Here is a 26,844-nt window from a genome sequence, read left to right on the forward strand (position 1 = left end):
GGAGGACCTACTCCCGGCCCCCGCCCTTCACCGTGAACAGCCCGACCAGCCCCAGGGCCAGCAGGCCGGCGATCGGGATGAAGCCGGCCACCTGGCTGGCGAAGATCTTGGTCGCCAGGGCCACCAGCAGCGAACCCAGCCACATGGTCGCCGTGCCCGACAGCGAGAACAGGCCGAAGAAGGCGGCCATCCGGTCCGGCGGGGCCAGACGCACCAGCAGGGTGCGGCTCGACGCGTACTGGGCGGTGACGAAGACCGCGATCAACAGGCCCAGGCCCAGATAGATCAGCTCCGGCAGGGTGCGGAACAGCGGTCCGTTCCAGACGGCCGGATGGGTCGCCGCGTCCCAGGTCCAGAAGAACAGGATCTTCTCGCGGCCCATGCCCAGCGTGCCCAGCAGCACCAGGATGCAGATGCCGACCTCGACCTGGATCGCCCGCCGGGGGCCCAGCGTCTTGTCCAGCCACGGCGCGATCAGGCCACCCAGCACGCCAAAGATCGACAGCGAGATGCCGTAGGCCAGCATCTCCAGCTCGCCCCACTTCATCAGTCCGGCCGCGAACAGGCCGCCAAAGATCAGCAGGGCGGTCATGCCGTCGCAATAGAGCATCCGGGCGCCCAGGAACTTGGCGACGTCGGCGTGGCCCTTGAGGTTGGCGAAGGTGTCGAGGATCAGCTTGACGCCTTCCTTGATCGCCGCGCCCAGCGAGGCGCCGGTCCGCGGGGCGTCGCGGGTCCACAGGAAGAACGGGATCGCGCCCAGCAGCATGACCGTCGCCGACAGCGGGCCGACGATGCGACTGGGCTCGTGCTCGACCTGGCTGAGGCCGAACAGCGGCGCGGCCGGCACGAACGACCACGGCACGACGCCGGGCAGCACGAAGGCCCACATCACGAAGATCAGCAGGGACACCGACAGGCCGTTGGCCAGGGCGTAGCCCAGGCCGGACAGCACCGGCTCCTGCCCCTTCTCGGAGGCGCGCGCCAGCAGGGAATTGTTGAGCACGTCGCCGCAGTTATAGGCCACGCCCAGGATGATCAGCGCCACGCCCACCAGGTCGACCGGCAGGCCGCCGGGCTTGGCCAGCCACAGGGCGAACAGCAGGGGCGCCATGATCGCCAGGATCAGGGCCATGAACGGCTTGCGCGGCCCGAACCGTTCGATCGAAGCGCCCAGGATCGGGGCCAGGGCGGCGGTCAGCAGGCCATAGACGGTGGAGATGTCGGCGACGGTCGCCTGCCCCCGGACCGGATCGCCGACCAGCACCCGCGAGAAATAGGGCGAGAAGACATAGATGGTGACCAGGATCACATAGGGGTCGCGCGACCCCTGGTGCAGGATCCAGCTGAGCGCGCTTCGCGAGAGCTTTTGCTTGGGCGCGGGGACCAGGACATCGTCACCCGCGACATCGCTCATGCCCGGAGGCCCGCCCGCCAACTCACTCATACCGCACCCTAGCGACGCTCGGCCCTCTGATGGGACCATGGGATGAGGCTGGACCTTAAACGAGCGTTTGTCACCTTAAGGATTTGAGCTCCTTCCTTGTCATTCCGAACAAGCGCTTCGCGCTTCCGGGACGACAAGAAAAGTTACAGCAGAATGTGCGCCCGCACCTTCTCGCGCGTGTCGGCATCGAGCCCGACCGCCTGCTCCAAGTACCCATCGAGCGAGCCGTGCTCGGCCTTCATCACCGCGAACGCCGCCGCCAGATAGCGGGCCTCGACGCCCATGGCCGCACGCATGGCCGCCTCGTCCGGGCGGCGACCGGTGATCCCCTCGATGTGGTCCATGAACATCGCGCCCCGGCGATCGAAGCGGGTCGGGTCGTTGGTCAGCAGATAGTCGTCGATGACGTCGTCGTCGGCCACCCCGGCGATGTGGTGGGTCAGGGCCGCCAGCACGCCGGTGCGGTCCTTGCCCGCCGCGCAGTGGATCAGGGCCGGCCCCTTGCTCTCGGCCAGGGCCAGGAAGAAGCGGCGGAAGAGGTCGATGTGCCGTTCCTTGAACGGCAGGCGGCGGTAGTATTCGTCCATGTAGTCGTGGACAGAGGCCTCGGTGAGGTCGGTGCTGGTGATGAACTCCAGCCACGGATCGGTCCCCGTGACGCCCAGGTCGTTGTCGATCACCTGGGCGGAAAAGCCTGTCCAGCGGCGCGACGGCGAACGCTCGCGCTCGTTGGGCCGGCGCAGGTCGACCAGGGTGACGATGCCCAGGGCCGCCATCGCCTCCAGGTCGGCGTCGGTCGCCTCGGCCTGGTGGGCGGCGCGGAACAGCACGCCCCGCTTCAGCCGCCCCGCCCCCGCGGCGTAGTCGCCGAAATCTCGGAAGTTCTCGACGCCTTGAAGGGGGATATGGCGGGTCATTCTACTTCCTCAGCAGCGGCTGGATGCGATCCTGCAGCGGTTGGTCGACATAGGTGTGAAACAGCCACGCGAAGCCATAGGCGATCGGGAAGCCGGCCAGCCACATCAGCCACTGCCAGCCGATGCCGATCGGCACGGTCTCGATCAGCTTGTGTACGGCGCTCCAATAGATCACCCCGACGAAGATGTGGGTGATGAACAGGGCGAACGAGAGCTTGGCGCCCTCCTCGATCCAGGCCTTCGGGCGCTTGACCGGCAGGCGCCCGGCGCCCAGCACGATCATGGCGATGGCCAGGAGCGACGGGGCGTCGAACAGCCAGGTGTCGGGCAGGGCGTAGCGGTCCAGCGTCTGGGTGACGACCAGCAGGGCGACGCCGCCCCACAGCAGGACCTTGGCCGCCGTCTCCGACGGCCAGCGCATGTCGACGACCCGCGCCAGGCAGACGCCCAGGATGAACAGCGGCAGGGCGCGGACGACGCCGTACTGGAACCCCAGGTCCGGCAGGGCGTGGTGGAAGACGTGGCGGGCGATCACCTCGAACACGCCCAGGATCGCGGCCGCGCCCAGCGGCAGGATCCAGGCGTGGCGCACCTTGCTGACGGTCTTCCAGAAGAACGGGAACAGGGCGTAGCAGACGATCAGGGCCGACAGCGACCAGCTGGGCAGGTTCCAGCCGTCGCTGGTGAAGCCCCAGGCGTGGACCAGGAAGGCCTGGGCCGGCAGCTGGTCCCAGGCGAAGCGGCTGGGCTTATGGGCGTCGGTGCCGACGGTGTTGAGCAGCAGCACCAGCACCGCCAGCATGGCCAGCACCACGAGGTGCCCCGGCCACACCCGCGCCGCGCGGCGAGCCCAGAAGCGCGGGGTGCTGATATGCCCCTTGATCACCGAGCCGCCATAGGCCCGGCCCAGCACGTAGCCAGACAGCATCAGGAAGAAGTCCGTCGCCAGGAAGCCGCGCGAGAACACCTGGCCGAACCGCTCGATCCGCATCGGACTCTCGGCGCCATAGTGATAGACGACGATCAGCAGCGAGGCGAGAAAGCGCAGGAAATCCAGCGCGCCGCCCCGGACAGCCTCCTTGTCGGGGCGTTCCATCACGACCGCGGCCTGCGGCCCTTCGCCGGCAGGCGCATGGTCGGTCGAGACGGGAGCCTCGCCCGGAGGAATCTGGGAAAGCGGGACGGTCACGGGTCCCGCCATAACAAAGCCGCCGCCCCCGCGAAAGCCGTGTCCGGAACGTCGTCTTGCGGTATGGCGTCGCGGCCACTATCTGCAACTTCTACTGTTTCTAATAGGATCGACCATGTCTCGCCTGCCCGTCCTGTTCGTCGGCCATGGCTCGCCGATGAACGCCATCGAGGACAATGCCTGGAGCCGCGCCTGGCGCCGGCTGGGCGAGACCCTGCCGCGTCCCAAGGCGGTGCTGATGGTCAGCGCCCACTGGGAGACGCGCGGCGCGGCGGCGGTCAGCGCCTCGCCCGCGCCCGAGACCATTCACGATTTCGGCGGCTTCCCGCAGGCGCTGTTCGATGTCCAGTACCGCGCGCCGGGCGATCCGGCCCTGGCGGGGCGGGTCGCCGAGCTGCTGTCCCCCGACGTCGTGGTCCAGCACCCGACGCGCGGCCTGGACCACGGCGCCTGGGGCGTGCTGAAGCCGATGTATCCCGATGCGGACGTGCCGGTCGTTCAGCTGAGCATCGATCGGGCACGCCCGGACCGCTGGCACTACGAGGCCGGGCGGCGCCTGGCGGCTCTGCGCGACGAGGGCGTGCTGGTCATGGGCAGCGGCGACATCGTCCATAACCTGCGCGCGGCCGACTTCCGCCGACCCGAGGCGCCGCCGTGGGCCGACCGGTTCAACGAGAAGGCCAAGGCGCTGATCCTGGCCGGCGACCACGATCCGCTGATCGACTGGCGGAGCCTGGGGCCCGACGCGGAAATCTCGATCAACAGCGCCGAGCACTATCTGCCTCTGCTCTACGTGCTGGGCGCCCAGAAGCCCGGCGAGCCGGTGAGCTTCTTCACCGACGACGTGTTCGCGGCGATCTCGATGACGGGGGTGCGGATCGGCTGATGCTTCTTCCTCCCCATTAGGGGGAGGTGGATCGCTGCGAATACGCAGCGAGACGGAGGGGGTCGCGAAGCGATACGCCGTGCGACGGCAGACCCCCTCCACCGCCGTTCGGCGGTCCCCCTCCCCCAAATGGGGAGGAAGGTCTGCTCTTAGAGCGCCGCCGCCGCCTTTTCCGCCGCGGCCAGCCTCTCCTCCATGCCCTTGCCGTACAGCGTCGAGATCCGCTGCAGCACCTCGGGCGGCGCGGTCTCCGGCCGGCCGGCGTCGAACGGCGGGGCCGGCGCGTATTCCACGGCCAGCTGGATGCCCTGCGCCACCGCCTCGCCGGCCAGCTCGGCCACGACGGTCAGGGCGAAGTCGATGCCCGCCGTCACGCCGCCGCCGGTGATGTAGCGTCCGTCCCGCGCCACCCGCGACGGGTCCGGGATCGCGCCGAACAACGCCAGCTGGTCGCGCCACGCCCAGTGACAGGCCGCCCGCCTGCCCTTCAGCAGCCCCGCCGCGCCCAGCACCAGGGAGCCCGTGCAGACCGAGGTCACATACTTGGCCCCGTCCGCCAGCCGCCGGATCTCGGCGATGAAGTCACGGTCGTTCATCGCCTGGGTCACGCCGAAGCCGCCCGGGACCAGCAACAGGTCGCAGACCTCGACGTCCGACAGCTTCGTCAGGCGCGTGAACGTCAGGCCGTCGGCCTCGACATCGCCGCCGTCCAGGCTGGCCACCGTCACCTTGGCGCCGGGCAGGCGGCACAGGATCTGGTGCGGACCCGTGAAGTCCAGGTGGGTGACGCCGGAGAAGAGCGGGATCACGATTTGCAACGACTGGGTCATGCGATGGTCTCCGTCACGATTGACGGGGAGAACATGGTTCAGTTAAGTCCCGTCTGAAATGACATAGTTCCCACGGTTTCAGCCAAGGCCTTCGTCATGCCCCGCGCGATCGGCTTCCTCGTCTATCCGGGCTTCCAGCTGCTGGACGCCACCGGCCCCATCGCGGCCTTCGAGATCGCCGGGCGGTTCTCGCCCGGCGCCTACAGCCTGCACTTTCTCTCCCTGCGCGGCGAGCCGACGCCCAGCTCGTCCGGCGTGACGATCCAGACCACCGCCCTGGCCGACGCGCCGCGCCTCGACACCCTGCTGATCTCCGGCGGCGACGGGGTCAAGGTTCCGGCCACCTGCCCCGAGACCCTGGCCTTCGTCCGCGCCGCCGCCCGCGACTGCCGCCGCGTGGCGTCGGTCTGCTCGGGAACCTACGTCCTGGCCGCGGCGGGCCTCCTGGACGGCAAGCGCGCCACCACCCACTGGAGCCGGACGAAGGACTTCCAGCGCCGCTTTCCGGGCGTGAAGCTGGAGCCCGACCGGATCTGGATCCAGGACGGCGCGGTGTGGAGCTCGGCCGGCATCACCGCCGGCATCGACCTGTCCCTGGCCCTGATCGGCGCCGACGAGGGCGAGGCCGTCGCGCGGCGCACAGCCCAGCAGCTGGTGGTCTATCACCACCGCCCCGGCGGCCAGTCGCAGTTCTCGGCCCTGATCGACCTGCGCCCCGGCCGCTTCGACGCCCTGCTGTCCTGGGCGCGCCAGAACCTGGCCGAGCCGCTCAGCGTCGAGCAGCTGGCCGATCGCGCCGCCATGAGCCCGCGCAACTTCGCCCGCCTGTTCGCCCAGGAAACCGGCGTCACCCCCGCCAAGGCCGTCGAGCGCCTGCGGGTCGAGGCCGCCCGCGCCCTGCTGGACAGCCAGCCGCTGCAGGTCGAGGACGTGGCGCTGGAAACGGGCTTCGGCGATCCCGAGCGGATGCGCCGGGCCTTCATCCGCGCCTTCGGCCAGCCTCCCCAGGCGCTGCGCCGCTCAGCCAAGGTCATGTGAAAGGCCGAGGTTCGTCGCGGGCTTCCCCGCCAGGACAGGACCAAGCCCGGCCGTACAATCGGACATCGCCGCGCAACATCGGGACCCGGATGGTGCGTTCCGGGATCGAGGGACTATTCGATCTTGGAGCCCACCATGCCCGTCGCGAAACTGCTGGGCGCCGCTGCCTTGGCGGCCGCCACCCTGGCCCTGACCGTCCCGTCGACGGCCGGCGCCTTCGACCGATACGATCGCCATGATCGCTACGACTATCGGCACGACCGCCATTACGGTCGCTATGACCGCGTCCGCTACGATCGCGGCCGCCACTATCGCCCTCACAAGGTGCGCGTGTGCCATCCCGAATGGCGCCATCACCACCGCGTGACCGTCTGCCGCTACGTCTGGCGCTAGGACGCGCGGGCCGCCCGCCTGACCCGGCGGGCGGCCTTGCTCCAGCTAGTCCGGCGCGCCTTGGGCCTTTTCCAGCGCTTCGTCGACCCGATGGGCCGCGGCCGTCCCGCCAGCGTCATCGGCGGCGATGTCGCCTTGGTCGTTGAGATCGGTATTGGCCTTGGTGATGGCTTCTTCGGCCTTCTCTTCGGAGAGCTTGTCGGTATTGGGCATCGGGACGCTCCTTTGGGTGTCCGGACTCAACCCCAGGCGCGTGCGCGCGTTCCTACGGTCAAGCCGCCGTCCTTGGCCCGGACGACGGATCGGTCCAGGCTGGGCTCCATGCTCTATCTCGTCGTCAAGGCCGCCGTCTCGGGCGTCATCGTCGCCGCGGTGTCGGAGATCGCCAAGCGCTATCCCGGCCTGGGCGGGCTGGTCGCCTCGCTGCCGCTGGTCTCGGTGCTGGGCATGATCTGGCTGTGGCGCGACACTCACGACCCCGCGCGGACGAGCGCTCATGCCAGCGGCACCTTCTGGTTCGTCCTGCCTTCGCTGCCGATGTTCCTGCTGATCCCGGCGATGCTGAAGCGCGGCGCGCCCTTCTGGGCGGCGCTCGTGGCGGGCTGCCTGCTGACCATGGCGCTCTACGCGGCGATGGTCTGGGCGGGACCGAAGCTGGGCCTGAAGCTTTAGATCAACCTCTGGACGATCACCGCCCACCCCGATAGCGTCCCCTTATCGGGGAGCTTCGCATGCACGGACTACGAACCTTTCTGCTGGCGCTGGTCCTGTTGTCGCTGGCCGGGGCCGCCCACGCCGGGACCTGCGAGCAGCGCTCGCCGACGGTGTTTGTGCTGAAGGGCTCGACCGACCAGGCCATGGCCGACTGCGTGGCGGCCAGACTGAAGCCGACGACAACCGAGCTGGTGGTCGACAGCGAGGGCGGCGCCGTCAACACCGCCATCGACATCGCCGAGCGGCTCTCGCCCCTCGCCGACCTGACGATCCGCGTCGACGGCCAATGCAGCTCGTCCTGCGCCAACTACTTCCTGCCGTTGGGTCGCAAGCTGCTGGTGGGCAAGTTGGCCGTGATCCTCATCCACGGCGGCTTCGACGGCGCCATGGTGAGCAAGGCCGCGCCGAAGGACCGCGCGCGGGTGCAGGCCATCGCGGACCGGCAGCTGGCCTTCGCGCGCAAGCACAAGATCCCCCCCGGCTGGCTGCTCTATCACACCGAGGCCGCCCCGCAGCGCGTCGACGGCCTGGACGGCGCCTTCCGCTGGCGGACCGCGCCGGGCGACAAATACTATGTGGTCGAGACGCCGATGCTGCGCTCGTGCCTGCCCCGGCTGGACGTCACCGCCTACGATCATTGGCTGAAGACCCAGCTGACGCCCGAGCGCCTCGCGCGCTTCAAGAAGGAGCGCTACGTTCCAACCGGCGCGGTCGTCTGCAACGGCCAAGGCTGGTAGGCGCTACAACGCCGTTCGCGCCTTCGACCGCGGGTCCTCGACCAGCGCGCCCGAATGCAGCACGCCGTCGATCGCCCAGTCACGCCAGGCGATGGTGCTGTCGTAGAGGTCGGCGCTCAGCTCGACCTCGGAGAGCAGCAGGCCTTCGGTCTCGACCTCCAGCGCCCCGGTGATCACCCCGTCGGGCCGCACGAAGAACGACGGCCAGCAGCTTCTCGGCGCCGACGAGTTCGGACAGCTGATCCACAGGTTGTTGTTGGAGGCGGCCGCGATCATGCCGGCGGGCATGGTGATGGCCGGCAGGGTGGTCCCGCCGGTCAGGCGGTGGGCGCCGACCCCGGCCTCCATGGCCGCGAACCGCCCGTCCGACAGCCCGCCCGCGTGGAAGCCGTGGAACATCAGCCGCGCGCCGAGGCGATGATAGGCGCGATAGAGCTCCGGATAGCGGTAGTCGTGGCAGATCAGCACGCCGCAGCGCACGCCCGCGATCTCGAACACCGCGAAGTGGTCGCCGGGAGTGTAATGGGCCAGGTCTCCGGTCAGCCCCGCCGCGTCGCCGGCGCAGAAGCGCTTGTCGTAGCGGTCGACCAGCGCGCCGGCGGCGTCGATGACATAGGCGCAGTTGTGCGGCTTGCGCCCCTCGCTCAGCCGATGCGCCGAGCCGATGACGACCCAGAGCCCAAGCTCGCCGGCCAGCGCCATGATCCGCCGCGTGGCGGCCTCCAGGCGCGCCCAGTCGAAGCCGTCGAAGCTCGCGAAGTCCACGCCGGCATAGCCCGACAGCGCCGCCTCCGGAAAATGCGCGACGTCGGCGCCGGCGCGCCGGGCCCGCCGCATCAGCCGCTCGATGGCCGCGAGGTTGGCGTCGATGTCCGCCGACACCGCGAACTGGGCGGTGACGAGGGTCAGGCTCATGAGCGCTCGGTCCTCAGCCGGGCGACCTCGCCCTGCAGCTCCTCCAGCCGCGCGGCGTGTTCGCGGCACAGGACCATCAGCTCCTCGCTGCGCAAGGCGTCCAGCTTGTCGATCACCCGCATGATCTCCAGCTCGGCGCGCAGGTTGACGGCGTAGTCGTGCTCGGCCGTCTGGCGGTCCTTCGCCGCCTGGCGGTTCTGGCTCATCATGATCACCGGCGCCTGGATGGCCGCCAGGGTCGACAGCAGCAGGTTGAGGAAGATGAACGGATAGGGGTCGAAGGCGTGCTTGAACGGGGTCAGCAGCAGGTTGACGCCCATCCACAGCACCAGCGCCAGGCCGAAGCCGCCGATGAAGCCCCACGAGCCGCCGACCGCCGCGACCCTGTCGGCCAGCCGCGTCCAGAAGGTGGAGTCCTCGTCCTCGCCGGGTTTTTCCGACGGCGCCTCGTGCAGGATCAGGTCGATGACCCGCCGCTGCACCTCGGCCAGTTCGCCATAGGGCCGATTCAGCAGTTCGCGGGACAGCTGGTCGAGGCGTTCCTGGGACATGGCGGACTCACGGGGAAGGGGCCCGGATCATCGGGGCGCCGCGGCGACGCTGGCAAGTCGTGACAACGTCGCGATTGACAGCAAAGGTCGACAAGGCGACCGTCCCCGCGTCGGTGGGGCCGACGACCTCTCGATCTTTTCCAGGAGAAAGCCCATGGCCCATAAGTTTGTGATCAAGAAGAACAAGGCGGGCGAGTTCGTCGCCTATTTCACCTACAACGGCGAGAGCATCTTCTGGACCGAAGGCTATTCGGCGAAGGCCTCGGCCAAGAACGCCATCGAGTCGATCCTGAAGAACGGCCCAGGGGCCGAGATCGAGGACCAGACGCTGGCCGACTGATAGAGGCCTCCCGCGATGCGGGGGCGCTGTCGCGGAGCGGCCGAGTGCGAGCTGGACGTTGGTCGCGCTCGCCCCTCCCGCCCTCCGGGCCGCCTTCCCCGCGTCGCGGGAGAGATCTTGTTCGGCGCACCTTGACCCATCGCGCGCCTGGCCTTCTGATCATTGATAACAATGATACGGGAGGGCGTCGACATGCCGGCCAATGGTCGCAAGAGCATCTTTATCACCGGGGCCGCCAGCGGCATCGGCCTGGCCTGCGCCAAGCGCTTCGCCAGCGCCGGGTGGTTCATCGGGCTGTCGGACATCGACAAGGCCGGGCTGAAGGCCGCCCTGCTGGCCATCGGACCAGACAACGGCTCCCTCCATCCGCTGGACGTCCGCGACCGCGACGGCTGGGCCAACGCCCTGGGCGAATTCGGCCAGGAAACGGGGGGCAAGGCCGACGTCCTGCTGAACAACGCCGGCGTCGCGCGGTTCGGGGTCCTGGAGGATCTGTCCGACGCCGACTGCGACATCCAGATCGACGTCAACATCAAGGGCGTGGTCAACGGCGCGCGGGCGGGCCTGCCGCTGCTGAAGGCCGCCGGCGGGCGGCTGATCAACGTCGCCTCTTGCGCGGGGCTCTACGGCTCGCCGAAGCTGGCGGTCTATTCGGCCACCAAGTTCGCGGTGCGCGGCCTGTCCGAAGCCCTGGACATCGAATACGCCCGGCACGGCGTCAGCGTCGCCTGCGTCATGCCGTGGTTCGTCGAGACGCCGATCCTGAACGCCGGGGCTTCGGGCTCAAACGAGCACATGGCCGACGCCCTGCGCGCCGGCGGGCTGGAGGTCTATCCCGTGGAGGACGCCGCCCAGGCGGTCTGGGACGCCGCCCACGGCAAGCAGTTGCACTACTTCGTGGGCAAGCGGGCGAAGCAGATGCGCTTCGCCACCAGCCACATGCCCAATACCGTCAGGAAGCAGCTCCGCTCCCGGCCCCTACTGTCGTCTTGAGGCCTTCCAGCGGCGCGCGGTCGGACGAGACCGGGATCGCCTTGGTGGAGGCCGCGGTCGCCGGAGCCTTGATCGACATCGCCGAGGCCGGCGTGGTCTTGGCGCCCGTGGCGATCGGCGCCGAAGCCGGTTCGGTCACCGCCGCGCCGACCGGACCGCCCATGCCCGGAGCGGTCGTCGAGGCGGGCTCGAGGCGACCCAGGGCGCTGGCGGCGTAGACCACCGGCGGACGACCATCGGCGGTCAGGCTGGCGATCTCGGACGGGGCGATATCATCGACGCTGGGCAGGCGCGACGGCGCGAAGCTCGAGGCGCCTCCACGACCGAAGCGATAGAAGATGTGCATGCCGACCTGGGCGACGCGCAGCAGGCGCGGCCCCCAGCCGGGCGAGACATTGATCGTGTGGAAGTGCGTGGCCGAACCGACCTCGCTCTGGATCGTGCCGGCCAGGGTGCGCGAGGCGACCTTGCGGGCCCGGGCCCAGGCGCCGACGTCGCGGGCGCGGCGCATCGAGCCGTCGCAGGCGAAGCTGAACTGGCAGCCCGTGCGGTTGTAGGCGCCTTGGAAGACCACGCCGCAGATCGACTTCGGAAAGGCCGGATGGCGCACGCGGTTCATCACCACCTGGGCCACGGCCGCCTGGCCGCTGGGGGTCTCGCCACGCGCTTCGTAATAGACGGCGTCGGCCAGGCATTCGAGCTCGCGCGAGCTCTCCAGGGCGTTGCCCAACTGGAACGGCGTGCTGCCCCCGACGTTGAAGGCGTTGCCGAAGCTGGCGCGGAGCATCAGCGGACCGGTGCGGCCGCTCTGGCCGGGCATCAGGCTGGAGCCAGCGCCTTCGAGGCGGGCGGCGAGCTGCTGGGTCTGACGGCCGCTGCGTTCGACCGCGGCGAAGAGATAGGGATCATGACGCTTGGCCACGGCGAGGGCGCCGGGTCCATACGCGTAGAAGCGCTGAGCATCGCCGCGTCGGAGAAGTTCCCCGAAGCGCCTTCCGCCAATCGGGCGACGCGGGCGTGGGTGGAGGCCGATTGGGCCAGGCCACCCAGAAGGTAAACGCCGCCCAGGGCCAGACCCGTGATGGATCCGACCAATACGGCGCCGACCAGCCCGCGCGCGTCCGCGCGCGTCTGCGACTTGATATACAAAACTCGTGTCCTGCGCGGCGAGGGCGCTCGGGCCCCCCGACAAAAACCGCCCCGAAACCCCCGGTAAATCCACTGCGGGGAGCGCTTCGAAGCGGAGACCCGGCCGTATCACGATGTGGCCAAGGTCCTGCTTGTTGCGGCTTATGACGTATCCGTGACCGACTCGCAAGCACTTGCCGCACCGCAACATGGCTCCTGCGCTCAGAAGTCGCACAGTTGAATTGTTAACGCCTTGAATCATCGCGAGAAGCTGGACGACTGCGAGCGGCGTTTTTTTGTGGATGGAAACGCCTTGTCGCACCTGTGTTCGCCGATTTCTGAACCGTCTTCGGCGGCGCCGCATCGTTACTCGACGACGACATAAACCTTAACATTTGCGGTGAATGAAGACTTCTGAACACGGAGCTTTCCGCCCTCCGAACCGCCCTTTCGAAATCACCGCCTAGCGCCCCCGCGCCAGGCGCCAAGCGTTGACGGCCAGGGTCGTCAGACTGATCGCCGCCATCACCACCAGGATCACCTGGATGGAGAGGTCGACACTGCGCCGCAGGTTGCCCAGCGCGGCATAGGCGCCCTCCGGAGCCTGGAAGACGATGAGCGGCTGGGCCGGCCAGAGCACGGCGACCAGGGCCACGCCGCCCAGGGCGCAGACGATCTCGGCGGCGGCCCGGGCGCGCACCGCGCCGGGCCGGATCACCGTGATGGCGGCGGAGACCATCTGCAGCAGCGCCAGGACCAGGATCGGCCAGTAGAACGTGGTGAGCACCGGAGCCAGGATGACCTTGAGGTCGCCGCGGCCGGCGTCGAACATGGCCCCGATCGGGAACTTCATCGCGCCGGTCCACCAGCCGACGAACAGCGCCAGGGCCGCCAGCTCGAACACGGCGTCGAAGCGGCTCTTGGCGAACAGGGGCCTGCCGCGCGGAATATGCGGCAGGTCGGCGACCTTCCACTTGGCGAACTCGTCGACCTTGATCCAGCCGCGCTCGATCGCGGCCCCGACGAGGGTGGCCACGCCAACCAGGCTGAAGGCGAGCGAGACGAAGTCGCCGAACAGGCCGCCTATTCGATGGGCGTCGGCGTCGCCGATCACCAGCAGCACGCCGCCGGGGATGAAGGTGGCCATGGCGGCGATGACCAGCATCACCTTCACCGCGAACTCCCAGAACGGATAGAGCTCCGGTCCGATCAGCGACTGGCGCGGACCATAGCGTCCGGCCACCGCGATCGGATGGCCGATCTCATGCAGCAGGCCCTCGATCTCGCGCTTGTCGAGCGGGCGGCCAAGACGCCCTTCCGTTTCCTCGACGCGGTTCATGATCAGGTCGCGCAGTTCGGCGGCGATGTCCTGGCGCTGGGCCTTCGGCAGCAGGGCGGCCACGGCCGCCAGGTAACGATCGATCAGATCGCTCATGGTCTTGTCCCCTTGGAAATGAGAAGCCGCGCTCACAGCAGCGGCTCGAGGGCGGCGTTAATCGCGCGCCATTCGTCGGCGAGACGGGCCAGCACGCGCCTTCCCTCGTCCGACAGCTGGTAGAAACGCTTCTTGCGCTTGTCTTCCTCGCGCCACTCGCTGGCCAGCAGCCCCTGGGTCTCCAGCCGGCGCAGCATCGGGTAGAGCGCGCCTTCGTCGATCTCCACGCCCACGGCCTGAAGGGCCTGGCGCAGGCTGTAGCCGTACCGCTCCTCCCGCAGCTGGGCGAGGACGGCCAGGATCAGGGTCCCTCGCCGCAGCTCCAGGCGGAGCGATTTAAAGATGTCCGTATCGGTGGGCATGGGGTGTGCGTCGCATAGTGTGTGGCACATGGTGTGCGATACACACTGTGTGTCACACAGTACGATCGTGAGTCAACAGACGCGGAACGCCGTTCGTCTTCACGCTTTTCTCCGACAAGTGAGACGGAGTTTTTGAATGCTCGGCGACCAGGACGCCCAGGCGACGGTGGCGGTTAGGGACCTGACGGTCGCGCGGCCGTTCTATGAAGAGATCCTGGGTCTGAAGCCCCTGCCCTCCGACCAGCCCAACGTCCAGGCCTTCCAGGCTGGCAAGTCGCTGGTGCTGGTCTACGAGTCGCAGTTCGCCGGCGGCAACAAGGCCACCGTCCTGACCTGGGCGCTGGGGGACACCTTCGACGCCGCGGTTGAGATGCTGAGGGACCGCGGCGTGGTGTTCGAACGCTACGACCTGCCGGGGATGGGCCACGACGGCGACGTCCACGTGGCCGGCGGAATGCGCGTGGTGTGGTTCAAGGACCCGGATGGGAACATCCTGAGCCTGGGGAACTACTAGATACGACCAAGACCCTCTCCCCTTGCGGCGGACGGGATCACTTCACAGTCAGCAGATCCTCCAGCCCGATCCGCCGGAACATCTCCGCCCGCACGCGATCCGCCACGCCGTTGACGATCTCCGCGCCGTCCTGCGACGGGTCGATGTGCACCCGGAACGGACGTCGGCCGAAGGGCGCGTCCACCACCCGGGCGATAGCCCTGGCCACCTCGCCGGCGTCGGCGTCGGCGGGCTCCAGCGCGGCCAGGCCGTTGAGCGCGGCCTCGGCCACCCCGGCGTAAGGCCCCTTCATGTACGTCTCGGCGACCGCTTCATCCGCCGGCTTGCCGGAATGGGCGAAGTGGTTGGTGCCCTTGGTGAAGGCCCCCGGCACGATGATCGAGGTCTCGATCCCCCAGCGGGTCAGTTCGCTGGCGTAGGAGACGGCCAGGCTGTCCATCGCCGCCTTGGCCGCGAAGTACGGGGCCAGGAACGGCGGGGTCCCGCCGCGCGTCGAGCTGGACGACACCCAGACCACCAGCCCCCTGCCCTGCTTGCGCAACACCGGCAGGGCGGCGCGATTGACCCGCTGGGTCGAGAGCACATTGACGTCGAACAGCTGCGCGTACTGCTCGGGCGTGAAGGCCTCGGCCGGGCCGAAGCTCATGTGGCCGGCGTTGTGGACGAGGACATCCAGGCGGCCGTCGGCGGCGACGATCCGGGCGATCGCGGCCTCGACCGAGGGCTCGGAGGTCACATCCAGTTCGACCGTGCGCAGGTCGACGCCGTGGGCCTGGGCGTAGTCGGCGGCGGCCGACGCCTGAGCGGCGTTGCGGCCCGCCGTCTCGCGCATCGAGGCGTAGACCGTGTGGCCGGCGTCGGCCAGGGCGCGGGCGGTGAGCGCCCCGAAGCCCGAGGAGGCGCCGGTGACGAGGATGACTTGCTTTTCCATGATCTGATCCTCCCTCAGACGATGCCGCCGTTGACGCGCAGGACCTGGCCATTGACCCAGGCGCCGTCCGGACCGGCCAGGAAGGCGATGCTCCCGGCGATATCGTCCGGCTGGCCCAGGCGCTCGAGCGGGGCGGCCTTGGACAGGCGCTCGATCACCTCGGCGGGCTTGCCGTCCAGGAAGAGCTTGGTCGCCGTCGGTCCGGGGGCGATCGCGTTGACCGTGATGTTCCGGCCGCGCAGCTCCTTGGCCAGGATGGCGCTCATCGTCTCGACCGCGGCCTTGCTGGCGGCATAGACGCCGTAGCCGGGCGGCAGCAGGCCGACCACGCTGGACGACAGGCTGATGATCCGGCCGCCGTCGCGCAGGCGGCGGGCGGCCTCGCGCAGGACGTTGAAGACGCCCTTCAGGTTCACCGCGAGGGTCTGGTCGAACAGAGCGTCGTCGGCGTCGGCGATGTTGGCCAGCTTCATGATCCCGGCGTTGTTGACCACCACGTCGACGCCGCCGAACGCCGCCTCGGCGCTGTCGAACAGGCGACGGACGGCGGCGGGGTCGCTGACGTCGGCCTGGGCCACGACGGCCTTGCCGCCGGCGGCCTCGATCTCGCGCGCCACCTGTTCGGCCGGCGCGGCGTTCCCGGCGTAGTTGACGATCACCGCGAAGCCGTCGCGGGCCAGGCGCCGGGCGGTTTCCGCGCCGATGCCGCCCGAGGCGCCGGTCACCAGCGCCACCTTCGAAGTCTGCTGAGTCATTGGAATGTCTCCGGTCTCTTTCGGGGCCGACCTTGTGTCGGCTGGGAGACCATGCGCCTTCGCCTTGGTTGAATAATTCAGCCAATCGCGACATGACTATTCGCATTGCCGAATAATGGAGACAAACGACGTGGATCGGTTCGAGGCGATGCGGCTGTTCACGCGGATCGTGGAGCGCCGCAGCTTCACCCAGGCCGCCGCCGATCTCGACCTGCCCCGCTCGACCGCCACAGAGGCCGTGCAGCAACTGGAGAGCCGGCTGGGCGTGCGGCTGCTCCAGCGCACCACCCGCCAGGTCAGTCCCACCCTGGACGGCGAGGCCTACTATCAGCGCTGCCTGCGGCTGCTGGACGACCTGGAGGAGGCCGAGGGCGCGTTCCGCGAGCGCACGCCGCGCGGCCTGCTGCGGATCGACGTCCAGGGCGCGCTGGCCCGGCGCTTCATCGTTCCGGGCCTGCCCGCGTTCCTCGCCCGCTATCCGGAGCTGAAGATCCAGATGACCGAGGGCGATCGCCTCGTGGACCTGGTGCGCGAGGGCGTCGACTGCGTGCTGCGGCTGGGCGACCTGGAGGACAGCGCCATGGTCGGCCGCCGCGTGGCCCTGCTGCCCGAGGTGACCTGCGCCGCCCCGGCCTATCTGGAACGCCGGGGCGTCCCGCTCGCGCCGGAAGACCTGAAGACCCACCGCATGGTCGGCTTCCTGCAAGCGGGGACCGGACATCCCTACCCGCTGGAACTGACGATCGACGGCAAGCCGCGCCAGATCGCCGTGTCCGCCGACGTCACCGTCAACTCGGCCGAGAACACCGTGGCCATGGGCCTGCTGGGCCTGGGCCTGATCCAGATCCCACGCTACCGGGTCGAGGCCCAGCTGGCCGAGGGAAGCCTGGTTCGAGGTGCTGGCCGACTTCCCCCCGACCCCGACGCCAGTGTCCCTGCTCTATCCGCGCAGCCGACAGCTGTCCCCGCGCGTTCGGGTGTTCATCGACTGGGCCGCGCGGCGGTTCGGTTCGGGACGGTAACGACTTGCATCGGGAGTTTGCGATGGCGGATCTCAGCCGCTTCGTCGAGGCCCAGACGACCGTCCACGACACCGCCCTGGCCGAGCTGAAACGCGGCCGCAAGACCAGTCACTGGATGTGGTTCGTGTTCCCCCAGATCGCCGGCCTGGGCCACAGCCCGACCGCCCGCTTCTACGCCATCGCCGATCTGGACGAGGCCCGCGCCTATCTGGCCCATCCCGTGCTGGGCCCACGCCTCGTGGAGGCGGTCGAGGCCATCCTGGCCCTGCCCGGCCATGACGCCCGCGCCGTGTTCGGATCGCCCGACGACCTGAAGCTGCGCTCGTCCCTGACCCTGTTCCAGGCCGCCGCGCCGGACGAGCCGTGCTTCGAGCAGGCGCTCGACAAGTACTTCGCCGGCGCGCGCGATCCGCTGACGCTTGAACGGCTGAAAAAACAGCTCTGAGTTGACATGGAATTAAATACTCGCCAAAGTCCGCGCCGTATCGGGGCGTGAACCTGTCGAGCCCGTAGACGCGCATCGCGTCTGGCCGCGCGCCCCTTCTCTTCTGGCTTTCGTTCGCGTTGACCTCCGTCCGGGCCCGCCATGTCGCTGAAGCCGCTCGTCCACTATGCCGAATATGGCCTGCTGGCCTGGCTAGCCGTGATCGCCGCGGTGCTGCTGCTGAAGGGCCTTTCCGGCGGCGACATCCGGGGGCTGATCGTCAACCCCAGGACCGGCGGCGTGTCGCCCGCGCGACTGCAGGCCCTGGGCGTCGCGGTCGGGTTCGCCGGCTGGTACGCGACCCTGGGGCTGCAGGCGGTCTCGGCCCACGCCGACAAGTTGCCCGAACTCCCGACCGAGGCGCTCTCGATCCTGGCCGCCAGCCTCGGCGTGCACATCGGCGGCAAGTTCTACGAACGCACCTGAGGGGGACGCATCATGATCAACACGCCCTGGGGCCTGCTGGCCTACATCGTCGGCGTCGCCGTCGTCGCCATCATCCTGGGCTTCGCGGCCGTGGTCGCCTGGCGGCTGGCCACCAAGCGCGGCGAGCTGGACGGGCTGATTGCCGAGATCCCGTCCGAGACGGCGCTGAAGGCGGCCCTGGTCGCGGCCGTCGCCGCCGCCGGCGGCCAGGCCCCGAGCGCCGACGCCGTGGCCGCCGCCGTCCGCCGCGTGCCGGTCAAGGCCAGCCTGTCGCGCTTCCAGTTCCTGATCTTCACCTTCGTGGTGGCCGGGCTCTTCCTGCTGCTGTCGATCGAGGCCGGAGCCTTCGTCGAGGTGCCGCCGACCGTGCTGGGCCTGATCGGCATCAGCGGCGGCAGCTTCATCATCTCCAAGGGTATCTCCAGCAACAGCGGCGGCGGCACGGGCGGCACGGCCAACACCGGCGACGCCAGCCAGACCTGACCGCCGAAAGCTGACCGCGAGACGGGAGAGACCGCAATGCTTCGCTCAAGCCTGCTCGGGGCCGCGCTGCTGGCGCTGGCGCCCGCCTTCGCCGCCTTCGCCCCAGACGCTTCGTGGGCCCAGGCCACGCCGCCGGGGACGCTGCAGAAAAGGCGCGCGGGCCGATCCTGCCCCGGCGGCCTGCCTGGCCCGCTTCGCCCAGGTCGGCCTGCCCCGGCATCGCGGCGACGACGCGCTGGCCAGGCAGATTCTGATCTGCCGCGACGGCTACGCCGTGTCGTTCAACAAGGAGACGCGCAATCCCGACTGGGTGATCGAGCGGCTGTCGCCGGCCGCCCTGACCGGGCCCGCCAAGCGCAAGGACAATTTCCGCGCCGATCCCGACGCCAAGGGCTTCAGCCCGACGCCGCAGGACTATACCGACCCGGCCAATCCCCGCGATCGCGGCCACCAGGCCCCGGCGGCCGACTTCAAGTCCAGCCAGCCCCTGACCGACGACAGCTTCTACATGAGCAACATGTCGCCGCAGGTCGGGGCCGGATTCAACCGCGCCCAGTGGCGGTTTCTGGAGGAGGACGTGCGCGCGGCCGTGCTGTGCGGCGGCCACCAGGACGTGATCGTCATCACCGGCCCGATCTACGGCTCCAGCGCGCTGTGGATCGGCAAGGGACCTTACAAGATCCTGTCGCCGGCCGCCTACTTCAAGGTGCTGTACGACGTGCAGCGCGGCCGGGCGATCGGCTTTCGCCTCGACAACAAGGCCTACAGGAAGACGCCGTCGGACAAGTTCATCGTCCCGATCAGCCAGCTGGAGGTCGAGACCGGCCTCGACTTCCTGACCGCCCTGCCCCGCCGCGACCAGAACATCCTGGAAAGCAGCAAGGGCAGCTTCTGGGGACACGGCCAGGGCTGCGCGAATGAGGTGAAGGACTAAACGGTCCTACATGGACCGAAACGCGCCGGCGGCCCGGGCGGGGAGCTCCTGAACCCGAACGCGCCCCAGGCTCAACCGGGCATTGTTCCCCGCCCGTGAACATGCTGTGTTCGCGGCATGGCCCTGTTTGTCCCCTTCGTCCTCGCCGCCGCCCTCGCCATTCAGGCCGCGCCCGCGCCGCCAGCGCCGGACCTCAGGACCGAGGTCGCGGCCGTCGCCGACATGCTATTCACCGGCAAGAACGATCCGTCGCTCTGTAAGCCGGTCGAGGCCCGGCTGGCGCGGATCGAGGCCGATCCCGGGCTGAAGGACCTGCCCTCGCCCTTCCAGCGCGTGGCCCTGCTGATGGTGCTGGCCTGCGCCAAGGCGGACTCTCCCACCGCGCTCTCGGCCGCCACGCGCCTGGCGCCGATCGCCCAGGACCGCGGCGAGATCCTGGCCGCCAACTGGGTTCTGCTACGGGACGGCGAGCGCCGGCGCGACACCAGAACCTTCATCGGCGCGGTCGGCCGCCTGATCGACGTGGACGCGAGCGTCTTCGCCGACACCGATCCACGCGCCTTCGGCTGGGCGACCGAGCGCGCCCGGGGCGACACGGCCCTGACCGCCGACCTGCTCACCCACCTGCGCGCGGTGCCGTGGCGAGACGCCGCCGGCCGCGACGCCGTCGACAACGGCTGGGCCCAGTCCCTGGCGCGCATCGCCGTCGAGGGCGGCGACAAGACCAAGGCTCTCGCGCTGCTGGACCGCACGACGGACCCGCTCGCGCTGCTCGACGTGGCCCAGGATCGCCGCTTCGAGAAGATCTGGCCCGAGATGGAGGCCGCCGGCCGCTTCGACTGGCTGAAGGTCCAGACGATCGACCTGGAACGCTGGCGCGAGGCGCGTCGTCGCCAGCCCGAGCTGCTCATCAACGTCACCAGCGAAATCGACGCCCTTCGGGCGCTCGGCCGCTATGACGAGGCCTTGGCCCTGGGCGAGGACCACGTCCGCCGCCTGAAGGCCGGGGAGACCTTCGAGGACGCCGACGACCAGCGCTCGTGGATGCTGAACAGCCACGCCTATACCCTGTCCGCCCTCGGCCGCTACGAGGACGCCGACAGGATCATGATCGAGGCCGAGGGCAAGGACGGGGTCAGCCAGCGCATCAACCGCGCCGAATTGCTGATCGACGCCGGCCAGGCCGCGCGGGCGCTGAAGGTGCTCGAACTCGGTCAAGGAGAAGCAGAGCTCGGCTTTCGGCTTGATGTGGCGCGACGCGGGCCTCGCCTGCGCCAAGGCCCAGTTGGGCGATCTGGCCGCAGCCCGCGCCATGGCCCGGTCGATGGTCGCGCGCTGGAAGGACAATGGCGGCGCGGTGACCAAGGCCCAGGTCTGCGCCGAGCTGCTCGACGAAGCCGCCGCGCTCTATGTCCAGCGGCTGGACGACCCGGTCACCCGCGGCGTGGCGCTGGAGGCCTTCCGCACGGCCCGCCCGCCGCCCAGCGAGTCCGCCTATGAAAAGACCTTCCACGCCCGCCTCGAAAGCGTCCAGGCCCGTCCCGAGGTCCAGGCGGCCGTCGCCCGCTGGGGCCGCGTGCTGACCGTGCCGCTGGCGGGAACCTACTGGGGACGGATCTAGCACCGCCACCTCCCGCCACGCTGCTGCCACTCCCCGTCAGCAGCCCCCCTAGCCGCGGGCCGCGCGGGTCCCTAACTTGAGGCCATGCCTCGCACCCCCGACACCGCGCCTCTTGGGGGCGTTTCCGACGTCTCGACGCCCTTCGTCATGGACACCCTTGGGGCTACGGTCCAGGACGTCGCCGACACGACCATGCCCATGCTCTGGACCCCGCACCGCCCCGCGCGGCCGGACAAGTCCGAGGGCGGCAAGAAGTTCAAGCTGGTCTCCGACTACAAGCCCGCCGGCGACCAGCCGACGGCGATCAAGGAGCTGGTCGAGGGCATCAACAACGGCGACCAGGACCAGGTGCTGCTGGGCGTCACCGGCTCGGGCAAGACCTTCACCATGGCCCAGGTCATCGCCGCCACCCAGCGCCCGGCGCTGATCCTGGCCCCGAACAAGACCCTGGCCGCCCAGCTCTACAGCGAGATGAAGTCGTTCTTCCCCGAGAACGCGGTCGAGTATTTCGTCAGCTACTACGACTACTACCAGCCGGAGGCCTATGTGCCCCGGACCGACACCTATATCGAGAAGGACAGCTCCATCAACGAGCAGATCGACCGGATGCGCCACTCGGCCACCCGGGCGATCCTGGAGCGCGACGACGTCATCGTCGTGGCCTCGGTCAGCTGCATCTACGGCATCGGCTCGGTCGAGACCTACACGGCCATGACCTTCACCCTGACGGTCGGCGACCGGGTGGACGAGAAGCAGCTGATCGCCGACCTGGTGGCCCAGCAGTACAAGCGCAACGAGATGGCCTTCGAGCGCGGCACCTTCCGCCGCCGGGGCGACACCATCGAGATCTTCCCCGCCCACTACGAGGACCGCGCCTGGCGCGTGACCCTGTTCGGCGACGAGGTCGAGGCGATCGCCGAGTTCGACACCTTGACCGGCAAGAAGACCGCCGAGCTGGAGACCATCAAGGTCTACGCCAACAGCCACCACGTCACCCCGCGCCCGACCCTGCGCCAGGCGATCATCGCCATCCGCGCCGAGCTGAAGGAGCGCCTGGCCTGGATGTACGAGAACGGCAAGCTGCTGGAGGCCCAGCGCCTGGAGCAGCGGACCAATTTCGACCTCGAGATGATCGAGACCACCGGCTCTTGCGCCGGCATCGAGAACTACAGCCGCTACCTGTCCGGCCGCCAGCCGGGCGAGCCGCCGCCAACCTTCTTTGAATACATCCCCGACAACGCCCTGCTGTTCACCGACGAGAGCCACCAGACGGTTCCGCAGATCGGCGCCATGTACAAGGGCGACCGCAACCGCAAATGGACCCTGGCCGAGTACGGCTTCCGCCTGCCCAGCGCGCTCGACAACCGCCCCCTCAAGTTCGAGGAGTGGGACGCCATGCGCCCGCAGTCGGTGCATGTCAGCGCCACCCCGGCCTCGTGGGAGCTGGAGCGGGCCGGCGGCGTCTTCGCCGAGCAGGTCATCCGCCCCACCGGCCTGATCGACCCGCCCGTCGAGGTGCGCCCGGTCGCCAAGGACGGGGCCAGCCAGGTCGACGACGTGGTCGACGAGATCCGCCAGACCATCAAGAAGGGCTACCGCACCCTGGTCACCGTCCTGACCAAGAAGATGGCCGAGGACCTGACCGAATATCTCAACGAACAGGGCATCCGCGTCCGCTACATGCACAGCGACGTGGATACGCTCGAGCGCATCGAGATCATCCGCGAGCTGCGGATGGGCAATATCGACGTCCTCGTCGGCATCAACCTGCTGCGCGAGGGCCTGGATATTCCCGAGTGCGGCTTCGTGGCCATTCTCGACGCCGACAAGGAAGGCTTCCTGCGCTCGGAAACCAGCCTGATCCAGACCATCGGCCGCGCCGCCCGCAATGTCGACGGCAAGGTGGTGCTCTATGCCGACCGGATCACCGGCTCGATGGAGCGGGCCATGGCCGAGACCGCCCGCCGTCGCGAGAAGCAGCACGCCTACAATCTCGAGCACGGCATCACGCCCGAGAGCGTCAAGCGCGACATCAAGGACATTCTCAACAGCCCCTACGAGCGCGGCGACCGCGTGCTGGTGGCGATGGGCATGTCCGAGACCGACGACCGCCCGTTCAGCGGCGACAACTTCAAGGCCGCGCTCAAGGACCTGGAGGCCAAGATGCGCGAGGCCGCCGCCAACCTGGAGTTCGAGACCGCCGCCCGCCTGCGAGACGAGATCAAGCGCATGAAGCTGATGGACCTGGAATTCGCCAACGAGGTCCTCGCCGCCACCGGCGACGAGGTCGACAAGTCGGCCCCCAAGCGCCTGCGGGCGGAGATCCGCCAGGAGAAGGCCGAGGAGTTCCGCAAGAAGCGGAAGTAGGCGCCGAACGCCGTATCGCGGGCTCCCCTCTCCTCCCCCTTTGGGGGAGGGGGACCGGCGAAGCCGGTGGAGGGGGCCGGCGCCCGCCTACCAGCCCTTCATCGTGTCGTAGTTGTCGGTGAAGATGATGTTGTAGACGGTCCACTTCGCGCCATTGTCATAGGCCTGGAAGCGCACGAACAACGGCGCGTTCTCCAGCCGCGCCATATAGACCGACACGACAAAGCCATCCGCCGGCCTGCTTGTGCCCACCAACTGCCAGTCCCGCAACGCGCCGTAGTAGCGCAGGCCGTTCTCGGTCCCGGCGACGGCCTGCTCGAGCTCCGCCTGCTTCTTGCTCATCAGGGTGCCGGCGAAGGCTTGGGTGTAGGCGTCGGAGACCTTGCCGGCCTTCAGCGACGCCATGAACGCATCGACCTTGGCCTGAACCGCCGCCGGCGGCGCCTCGGGCGCGTCCGCCGCCCGCGCGGCGACAGGAGCTAGGCAGAAAACAACGGCCGCGACCGCAGCGACGGGGGAAACAAGACGAAACATGGATGGAGCCCTCGACTGACGGCTCAGCTTAAGCGGCTTCGAGGAAGGCGCGCAATCTTTGGAGGAGCGGGCGCGAGCGGAGACCGTCTCGGCGTTGGGGGCGAGAGAGCCGGGCTGGGTCGCGAAGCAAGCCCCCTTGACGCGCAATGGCCCCTCCCTCTCGTTGAAGAAAGAGAGGGAGGGGCCGGGGTGGGGGTGGCTACGGCGGTCGCCTCCGCGCATCCGCCGGCTCAGCGGATCGCCTCCATCCCCGACCCTTTCCCCCATCCAGGGGGAAGGGTCGGAAGACCAGACCGCGCCCCTACCCCACCATCGCCGCCAAGCGGCCGCGGATGATCGTCTCGGCCTCGGCGACCATGCGGTCGACCAGGTCTTTCACGGTCGGGATGTCGTGGATCAGGCCCTGGACCATGCCGGCGCTCCAGATGCCGCCGTCGGTGTCGCCCCTGGCCAGGGCGTCGCGGCCGCGCGTGCCGGCGACCAGGTGGGCGACGTCCTCGAACTCGGCGCCGCCGGCCCGCTCGATCTGCACCACCTCCTGGCTGACGGCGTTGCGCATGACCCGCGCCGTATTGTGCAGGGTGCGGAAGATCAGGTCGGTCTGGCGCTCGTCATTGGCGACCATCTGTTCCTTGAAGGCCATCGGGATCGGGGCCTCCTGGGTGACGCAGAAGCGGGTGCCCATGTTGACCCCGTCGGCCCCCAGGGCCAGGGCCGCCACCAGCCCGCGCGCGTCGGCGATCCCGCCCGAGGCCAGCATCGGGATCTTCACCTTGTCGGCGGCGGCGGCGATCAGGATCAGGCCGGGGATGTCGTCCTCGCCCGGGTGGCCGGCGCATTCGAAGCCGTCGATGCTGATGGCGTCGACGCCCATCCGCTCGGCGCTGAGGGCGTGGCGGACGGCGGTGCACTTGTGGATCACCTTGACCCCGTGGGCCTTGAGGTCGTCGACATGCTCCTGCGGCTTGTAGCCGGCGGTCTCGACGATCCTGATCCCGCTCTCGATGATCGCCGCCCGGTACTCGGCGTAGGGCGGCGGGGTCATGGCCGGCAGGATGGTCAGGTTGACGCCGAACGGCTTGTCGGTGAGGTCGCGGGTGCGGGCGATCTCCTTGCTGAGCGCTTCCGGCGTCGGCTGGGTCAGGGCCGTAAGAAAGCCCAGGGCGCCGGCGTTGGCGACGGCGCTGACCAGCTCGGCCTTGCCGACCCACTGCATGCCGCCCTGGGCGATCGGGTGCTCGACGCCGAACAGTTCGGTGAAACGGGTCTTGATGGCCATGGCCGCAGGTCTCCCTCTGATTTTCGGAGACTATGCGGGGGTGACCCTAGGGTCAGGCAAGAGGCCAGAGCGGCCCTACTGCAGGCCGGCGCGGCCGATGGCGTAGAAGCGCTCGGCGCGCTGCTCGCGCAGCTGCTTGGCGCTCATCTGGGCCATGGCCTTCAGCTCTTCCTCGACCGCGTCGCCGACGGCCTGGATGGCGACCTCGCCGTTCGAGTGGGCGCCGCCGGCGGGCTCGTCGACGATGCGGTCGACGATGCCCAGCTTGATCAGGTCCTGGGCGGTGATCCGCATCTGGGTGGCTGCGTCCTTGGCCCGGGCGCCGTCGCGCCACAGGATCGAGGCCGCGCCTTCCGGCGAGATCACCGAATAGATCGAGTGCTCCAGGATCAGCACGCGGTTGGCGCCGGCCAGGGCGATGGCCCCGCCCGAACCGCCCTCGCCGACGATGGTGGCGACCATCGGGACGCCCAGGGTCAGGCAGCGCTCGGTCGAGCGGGCGATGGCCTCGGCCTGGCCGCGCTCCTCGGCCCCCCAGGCCCGGATAGGCGCCGGCGGTGTCGACGAAGGTGATGACCGGAAGGCTGAAGCGCTCGGCCATGTCCATCAGGCGGACGGCCTTGCGGTAGCCCTCGGGGCGGGCCATGCCGAAATTGTGTTTCAGGCGCGTGGTGGTGTCGTGGCCCTTCTCGTGGCCCATGACCACGACCGGCTGGCCGCGGAACCGGCCCAGCCCCCCGACGATGGCCTGGTCGTCGGCGAACTTGCGGTCGCCGCGCAGCTCGACGAACTCGTCGATCAGGCCCGCGACATAATCGCGCAGGTGCGGCCGCTGTGGGTGGCGAGCGACCATGGTCTTCTGCCAGGCGTCGAGATTGGCGTAGGCCTCCTTGCGGAGCTCCTGGGCGCGGTCGCGCAGGGCCTGGATCTCGAGATCGAACGCGCCCGGTCCGGCGGTCTCGGAGAGCTTGCTCAGCTCTTCGATCTTGCTTTCCAGATCAGCGATTGGGCGTTCGAAATCGAGATAATGGGCGGCCATGGACTCTTAAACGTCGCCGTTGAGGAAAGGGTGCGAACCTAGTGGCGGAATCCCCCGAGGGAAAGGGGCCAGATTCAGGCGGGGAACCGCCCCGAATCCGACGTGTTTTATCCACAGGCTGAAAGATGAGGTTCACAGGTGAGTCTCGAATCGAGACTCTCTCCTCTGGTGAATCGCGACATAAAGTCCTATGTTCATATGTAGCAGGTCGCGGAAGACGACTTGCGCCCCGACGGCCCCCGCCATCGAACGTGCGCGGCCCCGCCTGTAGAGAGTGCGTAGCGCCCATGCAGGTGTTCACCTTTTTCTGTGTTGAATCCGACGGCTCGGTGCCGCGTTTCGACGTCACGCCCTGCGCCGACGACTCGGCCGCGCGCGCCAGAGCGCTCGAACTGCTGGACATGCACCACCGCTGTGATTTCGTGGAGGTCTGGCGCGGGTCGCAGCGCGTGTTCGACGTCATGCCGCTGCGGGCGGTCGCGGCCTGAGGCCTCGCCCCTGAATTCCTGACGCGATGAATAATTGCGTCGCGAGGTGAGCGGCTATAGCGTCGACATCCGGATGGAGCCTCGAACGGGTT

Annotated in this window: 31 protein-coding genes and 2 pseudogenes; 18 read left to right on the top strand and 15 right to left on the bottom strand. The window is 69.0% G+C overall.

Annotated features, from left to right (window positions below; all coding sequences use genetic code 11):
- Nucleotides 1-7: 7 nt before the first annotated feature.
- The 3 genes from ACHMW8_RS02125 to ACHMW8_RS02135 form a co-directional block, all read right to left on the bottom strand.
- Nucleotides 8-1,486, bottom strand: coding sequence for an MFS transporter (locus ACHMW8_RS02125; RefSeq protein WP_395444612.1), 1,479 nt, complete (start codon nucleotides 1,484-1,486; stop codon nucleotides 8-10).
- A gap of 104 nt (nucleotides 1,487-1,590) precedes the next feature.
- Nucleotides 1,591-2,364, bottom strand: a complete 774-nt coding sequence (locus tag ACHMW8_RS02130) for a tyrosine-protein phosphatase (RefSeq protein WP_125155594.1) — start codon at nucleotides 2,362-2,364, stop codon at nucleotides 1,591-1,593.
- Nucleotide 2,365: 1 nt separating this feature from the next.
- Nucleotides 2,366-3,565, bottom strand: a complete 1,200-nt coding sequence (locus ACHMW8_RS02135) for an acyltransferase family protein (protein WP_370450180.1) — start codon at nucleotides 3,563-3,565, stop codon at nucleotides 2,366-2,368.
- A 103-nt stretch (nucleotides 3,566-3,668) separates the two neighbouring features.
- On the opposite strand from ACHMW8_RS02135, the gene ygiD reads away from it, so the two are divergent.
- The gene (gene ygiD, locus ACHMW8_RS02140) at nucleotides 3,669-4,439 is read left to right on the top strand and encodes a 4,5-DOPA dioxygenase extradiol (RefSeq protein ID WP_395444613.1); all 771 of its coding nucleotides are present in this window, start codon (nucleotides 3,669-3,671) and stop codon (nucleotides 4,437-4,439) included.
- Between the two features lie 72 nt (nucleotides 4,440-4,511).
- Nucleotides 4,512-4,592, top strand: a complete 81-nt coding sequence (locus ACHMW8_RS02145) for a hypothetical protein (RefSeq protein ID WP_395445870.1) — start codon at nucleotides 4,512-4,514, stop codon at nucleotides 4,590-4,592.
- Here the strand turns inward: ACHMW8_RS02145 and ACHMW8_RS02150 are convergent.
- On the bottom strand, nucleotides 4,589-5,269 hold the full coding sequence (locus ACHMW8_RS02150) for a DJ-1/PfpI family protein (protein WP_395444614.1): 681 nt from the start codon (nucleotides 5,267-5,269) through the stop codon (nucleotides 4,589-4,591). The two genes, ACHMW8_RS02145 and ACHMW8_RS02150, sit on opposite strands and share 4 nt — an antisense overlap.
- A 96-nt stretch (nucleotides 5,270-5,365) precedes the next feature.
- Here ACHMW8_RS02150 and ACHMW8_RS02155 point away from each other — a divergent pair, with 96 nt between their 5' ends.
- Nucleotides 5,366-6,307 (top strand): GlxA family transcriptional regulator, encoded by a 942-nt coding sequence (locus tag ACHMW8_RS02155; protein ID WP_395444615.1) that lies wholly within the window; start codon nucleotides 5,366-5,368, stop codon nucleotides 6,305-6,307.
- Between the two features lie 135 nt (nucleotides 6,308-6,442).
- Nucleotides 6,443-6,700, top strand: a complete 258-nt coding sequence (locus ACHMW8_RS02160; protein ID WP_395444616.1) for a hypothetical protein — start codon at nucleotides 6,443-6,445, stop codon at nucleotides 6,698-6,700.
- Between the two features lie 45 nt (nucleotides 6,701-6,745).
- Here the strand turns inward: ACHMW8_RS02160 and ACHMW8_RS02165 are convergent, their stop codons facing one another.
- A complete protein-coding gene (locus ACHMW8_RS02165; protein ID WP_395444617.1) occupies nucleotides 6,746-6,913 on the bottom strand; it encodes a hypothetical protein in 168 nt (55 codons plus the stop codon).
- A 108-nt stretch (nucleotides 6,914-7,021) separates the two neighbouring features.
- Here ACHMW8_RS02165 and ACHMW8_RS02170 point away from each other — a divergent pair, with 108 nt between their 5' ends.
- Nucleotides 7,022-7,372 (top strand): DUF3147 family protein, encoded by a 351-nt coding sequence (locus ACHMW8_RS02170; RefSeq protein ID WP_395444618.1) that lies wholly within the window; start codon nucleotides 7,022-7,024, stop codon nucleotides 7,370-7,372.
- 59 nt (nucleotides 7,373-7,431) lie between these two features.
- On the top strand, nucleotides 7,432-8,151 hold the full coding sequence (locus ACHMW8_RS02175; RefSeq protein WP_395444619.1) for a hypothetical protein: 720 nt from the start codon (nucleotides 7,432-7,434) through the stop codon (nucleotides 8,149-8,151).
- A 3-nt stretch (nucleotides 8,152-8,154) separates the two neighbouring features.
- Here ACHMW8_RS02175 and ACHMW8_RS02180 read toward each other — a convergent pair whose 3' ends face one another.
- Nucleotides 8,155-9,066 carry a carbon-nitrogen hydrolase family protein gene (locus tag ACHMW8_RS02180; protein ID WP_395444620.1) on the bottom strand — a complete coding sequence of 304 codons (912 nt, stop codon included), beginning with the start codon at nucleotides 9,064-9,066 and terminating at the stop codon, nucleotides 8,155-8,157.
- Nucleotides 9,063-9,617 carry a DUF1003 domain-containing protein gene (locus ACHMW8_RS02185; RefSeq protein WP_125155586.1) on the bottom strand — a complete coding sequence of 185 codons (555 nt, stop codon included), beginning with the start codon at nucleotides 9,615-9,617 and terminating at the stop codon, nucleotides 9,063-9,065. Before ACHMW8_RS02185 ends, ACHMW8_RS02180 begins: the two co-directional genes overlap by 4 nt.
- A gap of 154 nt (nucleotides 9,618-9,771) precedes the next feature.
- Here ACHMW8_RS02185 and ACHMW8_RS02190 point away from each other — a divergent pair, with 154 nt between their 5' ends.
- Together ACHMW8_RS02190 and ACHMW8_RS02195 are read left to right on the top strand one after the other, a co-directional pair.
- Complete coding sequence (locus ACHMW8_RS02190) at nucleotides 9,772-9,957, top strand: YegP family protein (RefSeq protein ID WP_395444621.1); 186 nt, start codon at nucleotides 9,772-9,774, stop codon at nucleotides 9,955-9,957.
- A gap of 162 nt (nucleotides 9,958-10,119) precedes the next feature.
- The gene (locus ACHMW8_RS02195; protein ID WP_395444622.1) at nucleotides 10,120-10,950 is read left to right on the top strand and encodes an SDR family oxidoreductase; all 831 of its coding nucleotides are present in this window, start codon (nucleotides 10,120-10,122) and stop codon (nucleotides 10,948-10,950) included.
- On the opposite strand, the pseudogene ACHMW8_RS02200 reads toward ACHMW8_RS02195, so the two are convergent.
- The 3 genes and pseudogenes from ACHMW8_RS02200 to ACHMW8_RS02210 all read right to left on the bottom strand — a co-directional run bounded on the left by ACHMW8_RS02200 (nucleotide 10,910) and on the right by ACHMW8_RS02210 (nucleotide 13,875).
- Nucleotides 10,910-12,099 (bottom strand): annotated as a pseudogene (locus tag ACHMW8_RS02200) (cell wall hydrolase). The gene ACHMW8_RS02195 and the pseudogene ACHMW8_RS02200 overlap by 41 nt on opposite strands.
- A 442-nt stretch (nucleotides 12,100-12,541) precedes the next feature.
- Nucleotides 12,542-13,513, bottom strand: coding sequence for a hypothetical protein (locus ACHMW8_RS02205; protein ID WP_395444623.1), 972 nt, complete (start codon nucleotides 13,511-13,513; stop codon nucleotides 12,542-12,544).
- A 32-nt stretch (nucleotides 13,514-13,545) separates the two neighbouring features.
- Entirely contained in the window at nucleotides 13,546-13,875 is a 330-nt protein-coding gene (locus tag ACHMW8_RS02210) for a PadR family transcriptional regulator (protein ID WP_395444624.1), read from the bottom strand.
- Between the two features lie 136 nt (nucleotides 13,876-14,011).
- On the opposite strand from ACHMW8_RS02210, the gene ACHMW8_RS02215 reads away from it, so the two are divergent.
- On the top strand, nucleotides 14,012-14,389 hold the full coding sequence (locus ACHMW8_RS02215) for a VOC family protein (RefSeq protein WP_395444625.1): 378 nt from the start codon (nucleotides 14,012-14,014) through the stop codon (nucleotides 14,387-14,389).
- 37 nt (nucleotides 14,390-14,426) lie between these two features.
- Here the strand turns inward: ACHMW8_RS02215 and ACHMW8_RS02220 are convergent, their stop codons facing one another.
- Both ACHMW8_RS02220 and ACHMW8_RS02225 read right to left on the bottom strand, forming a co-directional pair.
- Nucleotides 14,427-15,320 (bottom strand): SDR family oxidoreductase, encoded by an 894-nt coding sequence (locus ACHMW8_RS02220; protein ID WP_395444626.1) that lies wholly within the window; start codon nucleotides 15,318-15,320, stop codon nucleotides 14,427-14,429.
- 14 nt (nucleotides 15,321-15,334) lie between these two features.
- Nucleotides 15,335-16,075: an SDR family oxidoreductase gene (locus ACHMW8_RS02225; protein WP_125155578.1), complete on the bottom strand. Its 741-nt coding sequence runs from the start codon at nucleotides 16,073-16,075 to the stop codon at nucleotides 15,335-15,337.
- A gap of 130 nt (nucleotides 16,076-16,205) precedes the next feature.
- Between ACHMW8_RS02225 and ACHMW8_RS02230 the strand changes: the two genes are divergently transcribed.
- The 8 genes from ACHMW8_RS02230 (at nucleotide 16,206) to uvrB (ending at nucleotide 23,412) form a co-directional block, all read left to right on the top strand.
- Nucleotides 16,206-17,186 carry a LysR family transcriptional regulator gene (locus tag ACHMW8_RS02230; RefSeq protein WP_395444627.1) on the top strand — a complete coding sequence of 327 codons (981 nt, stop codon included), beginning with the start codon at nucleotides 16,206-16,208 and terminating at the stop codon, nucleotides 17,184-17,186.
- Nucleotides 17,120-17,542, top strand: coding sequence for a DUF1810 domain-containing protein (locus ACHMW8_RS02235; RefSeq protein ID WP_395444628.1), 423 nt, complete (start codon nucleotides 17,120-17,122; stop codon nucleotides 17,540-17,542). The genes ACHMW8_RS02230 and ACHMW8_RS02235 overlap by 67 nt, the downstream gene beginning before the upstream one ends.
- Nucleotides 17,543-17,683: 141 nt before the next feature.
- Nucleotides 17,684-18,007 (top strand): hypothetical protein, encoded by a 324-nt coding sequence (locus ACHMW8_RS02240; RefSeq protein ID WP_125155575.1) that lies wholly within the window; start codon nucleotides 17,684-17,686, stop codon nucleotides 18,005-18,007.
- A gap of 12 nt (nucleotides 18,008-18,019) precedes the next feature.
- Nucleotides 18,020-18,490 carry a hypothetical protein gene (locus tag ACHMW8_RS02245; protein ID WP_395444629.1) on the top strand — a complete coding sequence of 157 codons (471 nt, stop codon included), beginning with the start codon at nucleotides 18,020-18,022 and terminating at the stop codon, nucleotides 18,488-18,490.
- A 253-nt stretch (nucleotides 18,491-18,743) separates the two neighbouring features.
- Complete coding sequence (locus ACHMW8_RS02250; RefSeq protein ID WP_395445871.1) at nucleotides 18,744-19,424, top strand: DNA/RNA non-specific endonuclease; 681 nt, start codon at nucleotides 18,744-18,746, stop codon at nucleotides 19,422-19,424.
- Nucleotides 19,425-19,541: 117 nt separating this feature from the next.
- On the top strand, nucleotides 19,542-20,924 hold the full coding sequence (locus ACHMW8_RS02255; RefSeq protein WP_395444630.1) for a hypothetical protein: 1,383 nt from the start codon (nucleotides 19,542-19,544) through the stop codon (nucleotides 20,922-20,924).
- Nucleotides 20,869-21,045: a hypothetical protein gene (locus ACHMW8_RS02260; RefSeq protein WP_395444631.1), complete on the top strand. Its 177-nt coding sequence runs from the start codon at nucleotides 20,869-20,871 to the stop codon at nucleotides 21,043-21,045. The genes ACHMW8_RS02255 and ACHMW8_RS02260 overlap by 56 nt, the downstream gene beginning before the upstream one ends.
- A gap of 84 nt (nucleotides 21,046-21,129) precedes the next feature.
- Nucleotides 21,130-23,412, top strand: a complete 2,283-nt coding sequence (gene uvrB, locus ACHMW8_RS02265; RefSeq protein WP_395444632.1) for an excinuclease ABC subunit UvrB — start codon at nucleotides 21,130-21,132, stop codon at nucleotides 23,410-23,412.
- An 87-nt stretch (nucleotides 23,413-23,499) separates the two neighbouring features.
- On the opposite strand, the gene ACHMW8_RS02270 is transcribed toward uvrB, so the two are convergent.
- The 3 genes and pseudogenes from ACHMW8_RS02270 to ACHMW8_RS02280 form a co-directional block, all read right to left on the bottom strand.
- Complete coding sequence (locus tag ACHMW8_RS02270) at nucleotides 23,500-24,093, bottom strand: hypothetical protein (protein ID WP_395444633.1); 594 nt, start codon at nucleotides 24,091-24,093, stop codon at nucleotides 23,500-23,502.
- Between the two features lie 154 nt (nucleotides 24,094-24,247).
- Entirely contained in the window at nucleotides 24,248-25,225 is a 978-nt protein-coding gene (locus ACHMW8_RS02275) for an NAD(P)H-dependent flavin oxidoreductase (protein ID WP_395444634.1), read from the bottom strand.
- Between the two features lie 75 nt (nucleotides 25,226-25,300).
- Nucleotides 25,301-26,264: pseudogene (locus tag ACHMW8_RS02280) on the bottom strand (acetyl-CoA carboxylase carboxyltransferase subunit alpha).
- A 287-nt stretch (nucleotides 26,265-26,551) separates the two neighbouring features.
- On the opposite strand from ACHMW8_RS02280, the gene ACHMW8_RS02285 reads away from it, so the two are divergent.
- Nucleotides 26,552-26,752, top strand: coding sequence for a hypothetical protein (locus tag ACHMW8_RS02285; RefSeq protein WP_125155568.1), 201 nt, complete (start codon nucleotides 26,552-26,554; stop codon nucleotides 26,750-26,752).
- Nucleotides 26,753-26,844 lie beyond the last annotated feature (92 nt).

It is taken from the genome of Caulobacter sp. UC70_42 (assembly GCF_044056025.1).
In the GTDB taxonomy this organism is placed as follows: domain Bacteria; phylum Pseudomonadota; class Alphaproteobacteria; order Caulobacterales; family Caulobacteraceae; genus Caulobacter.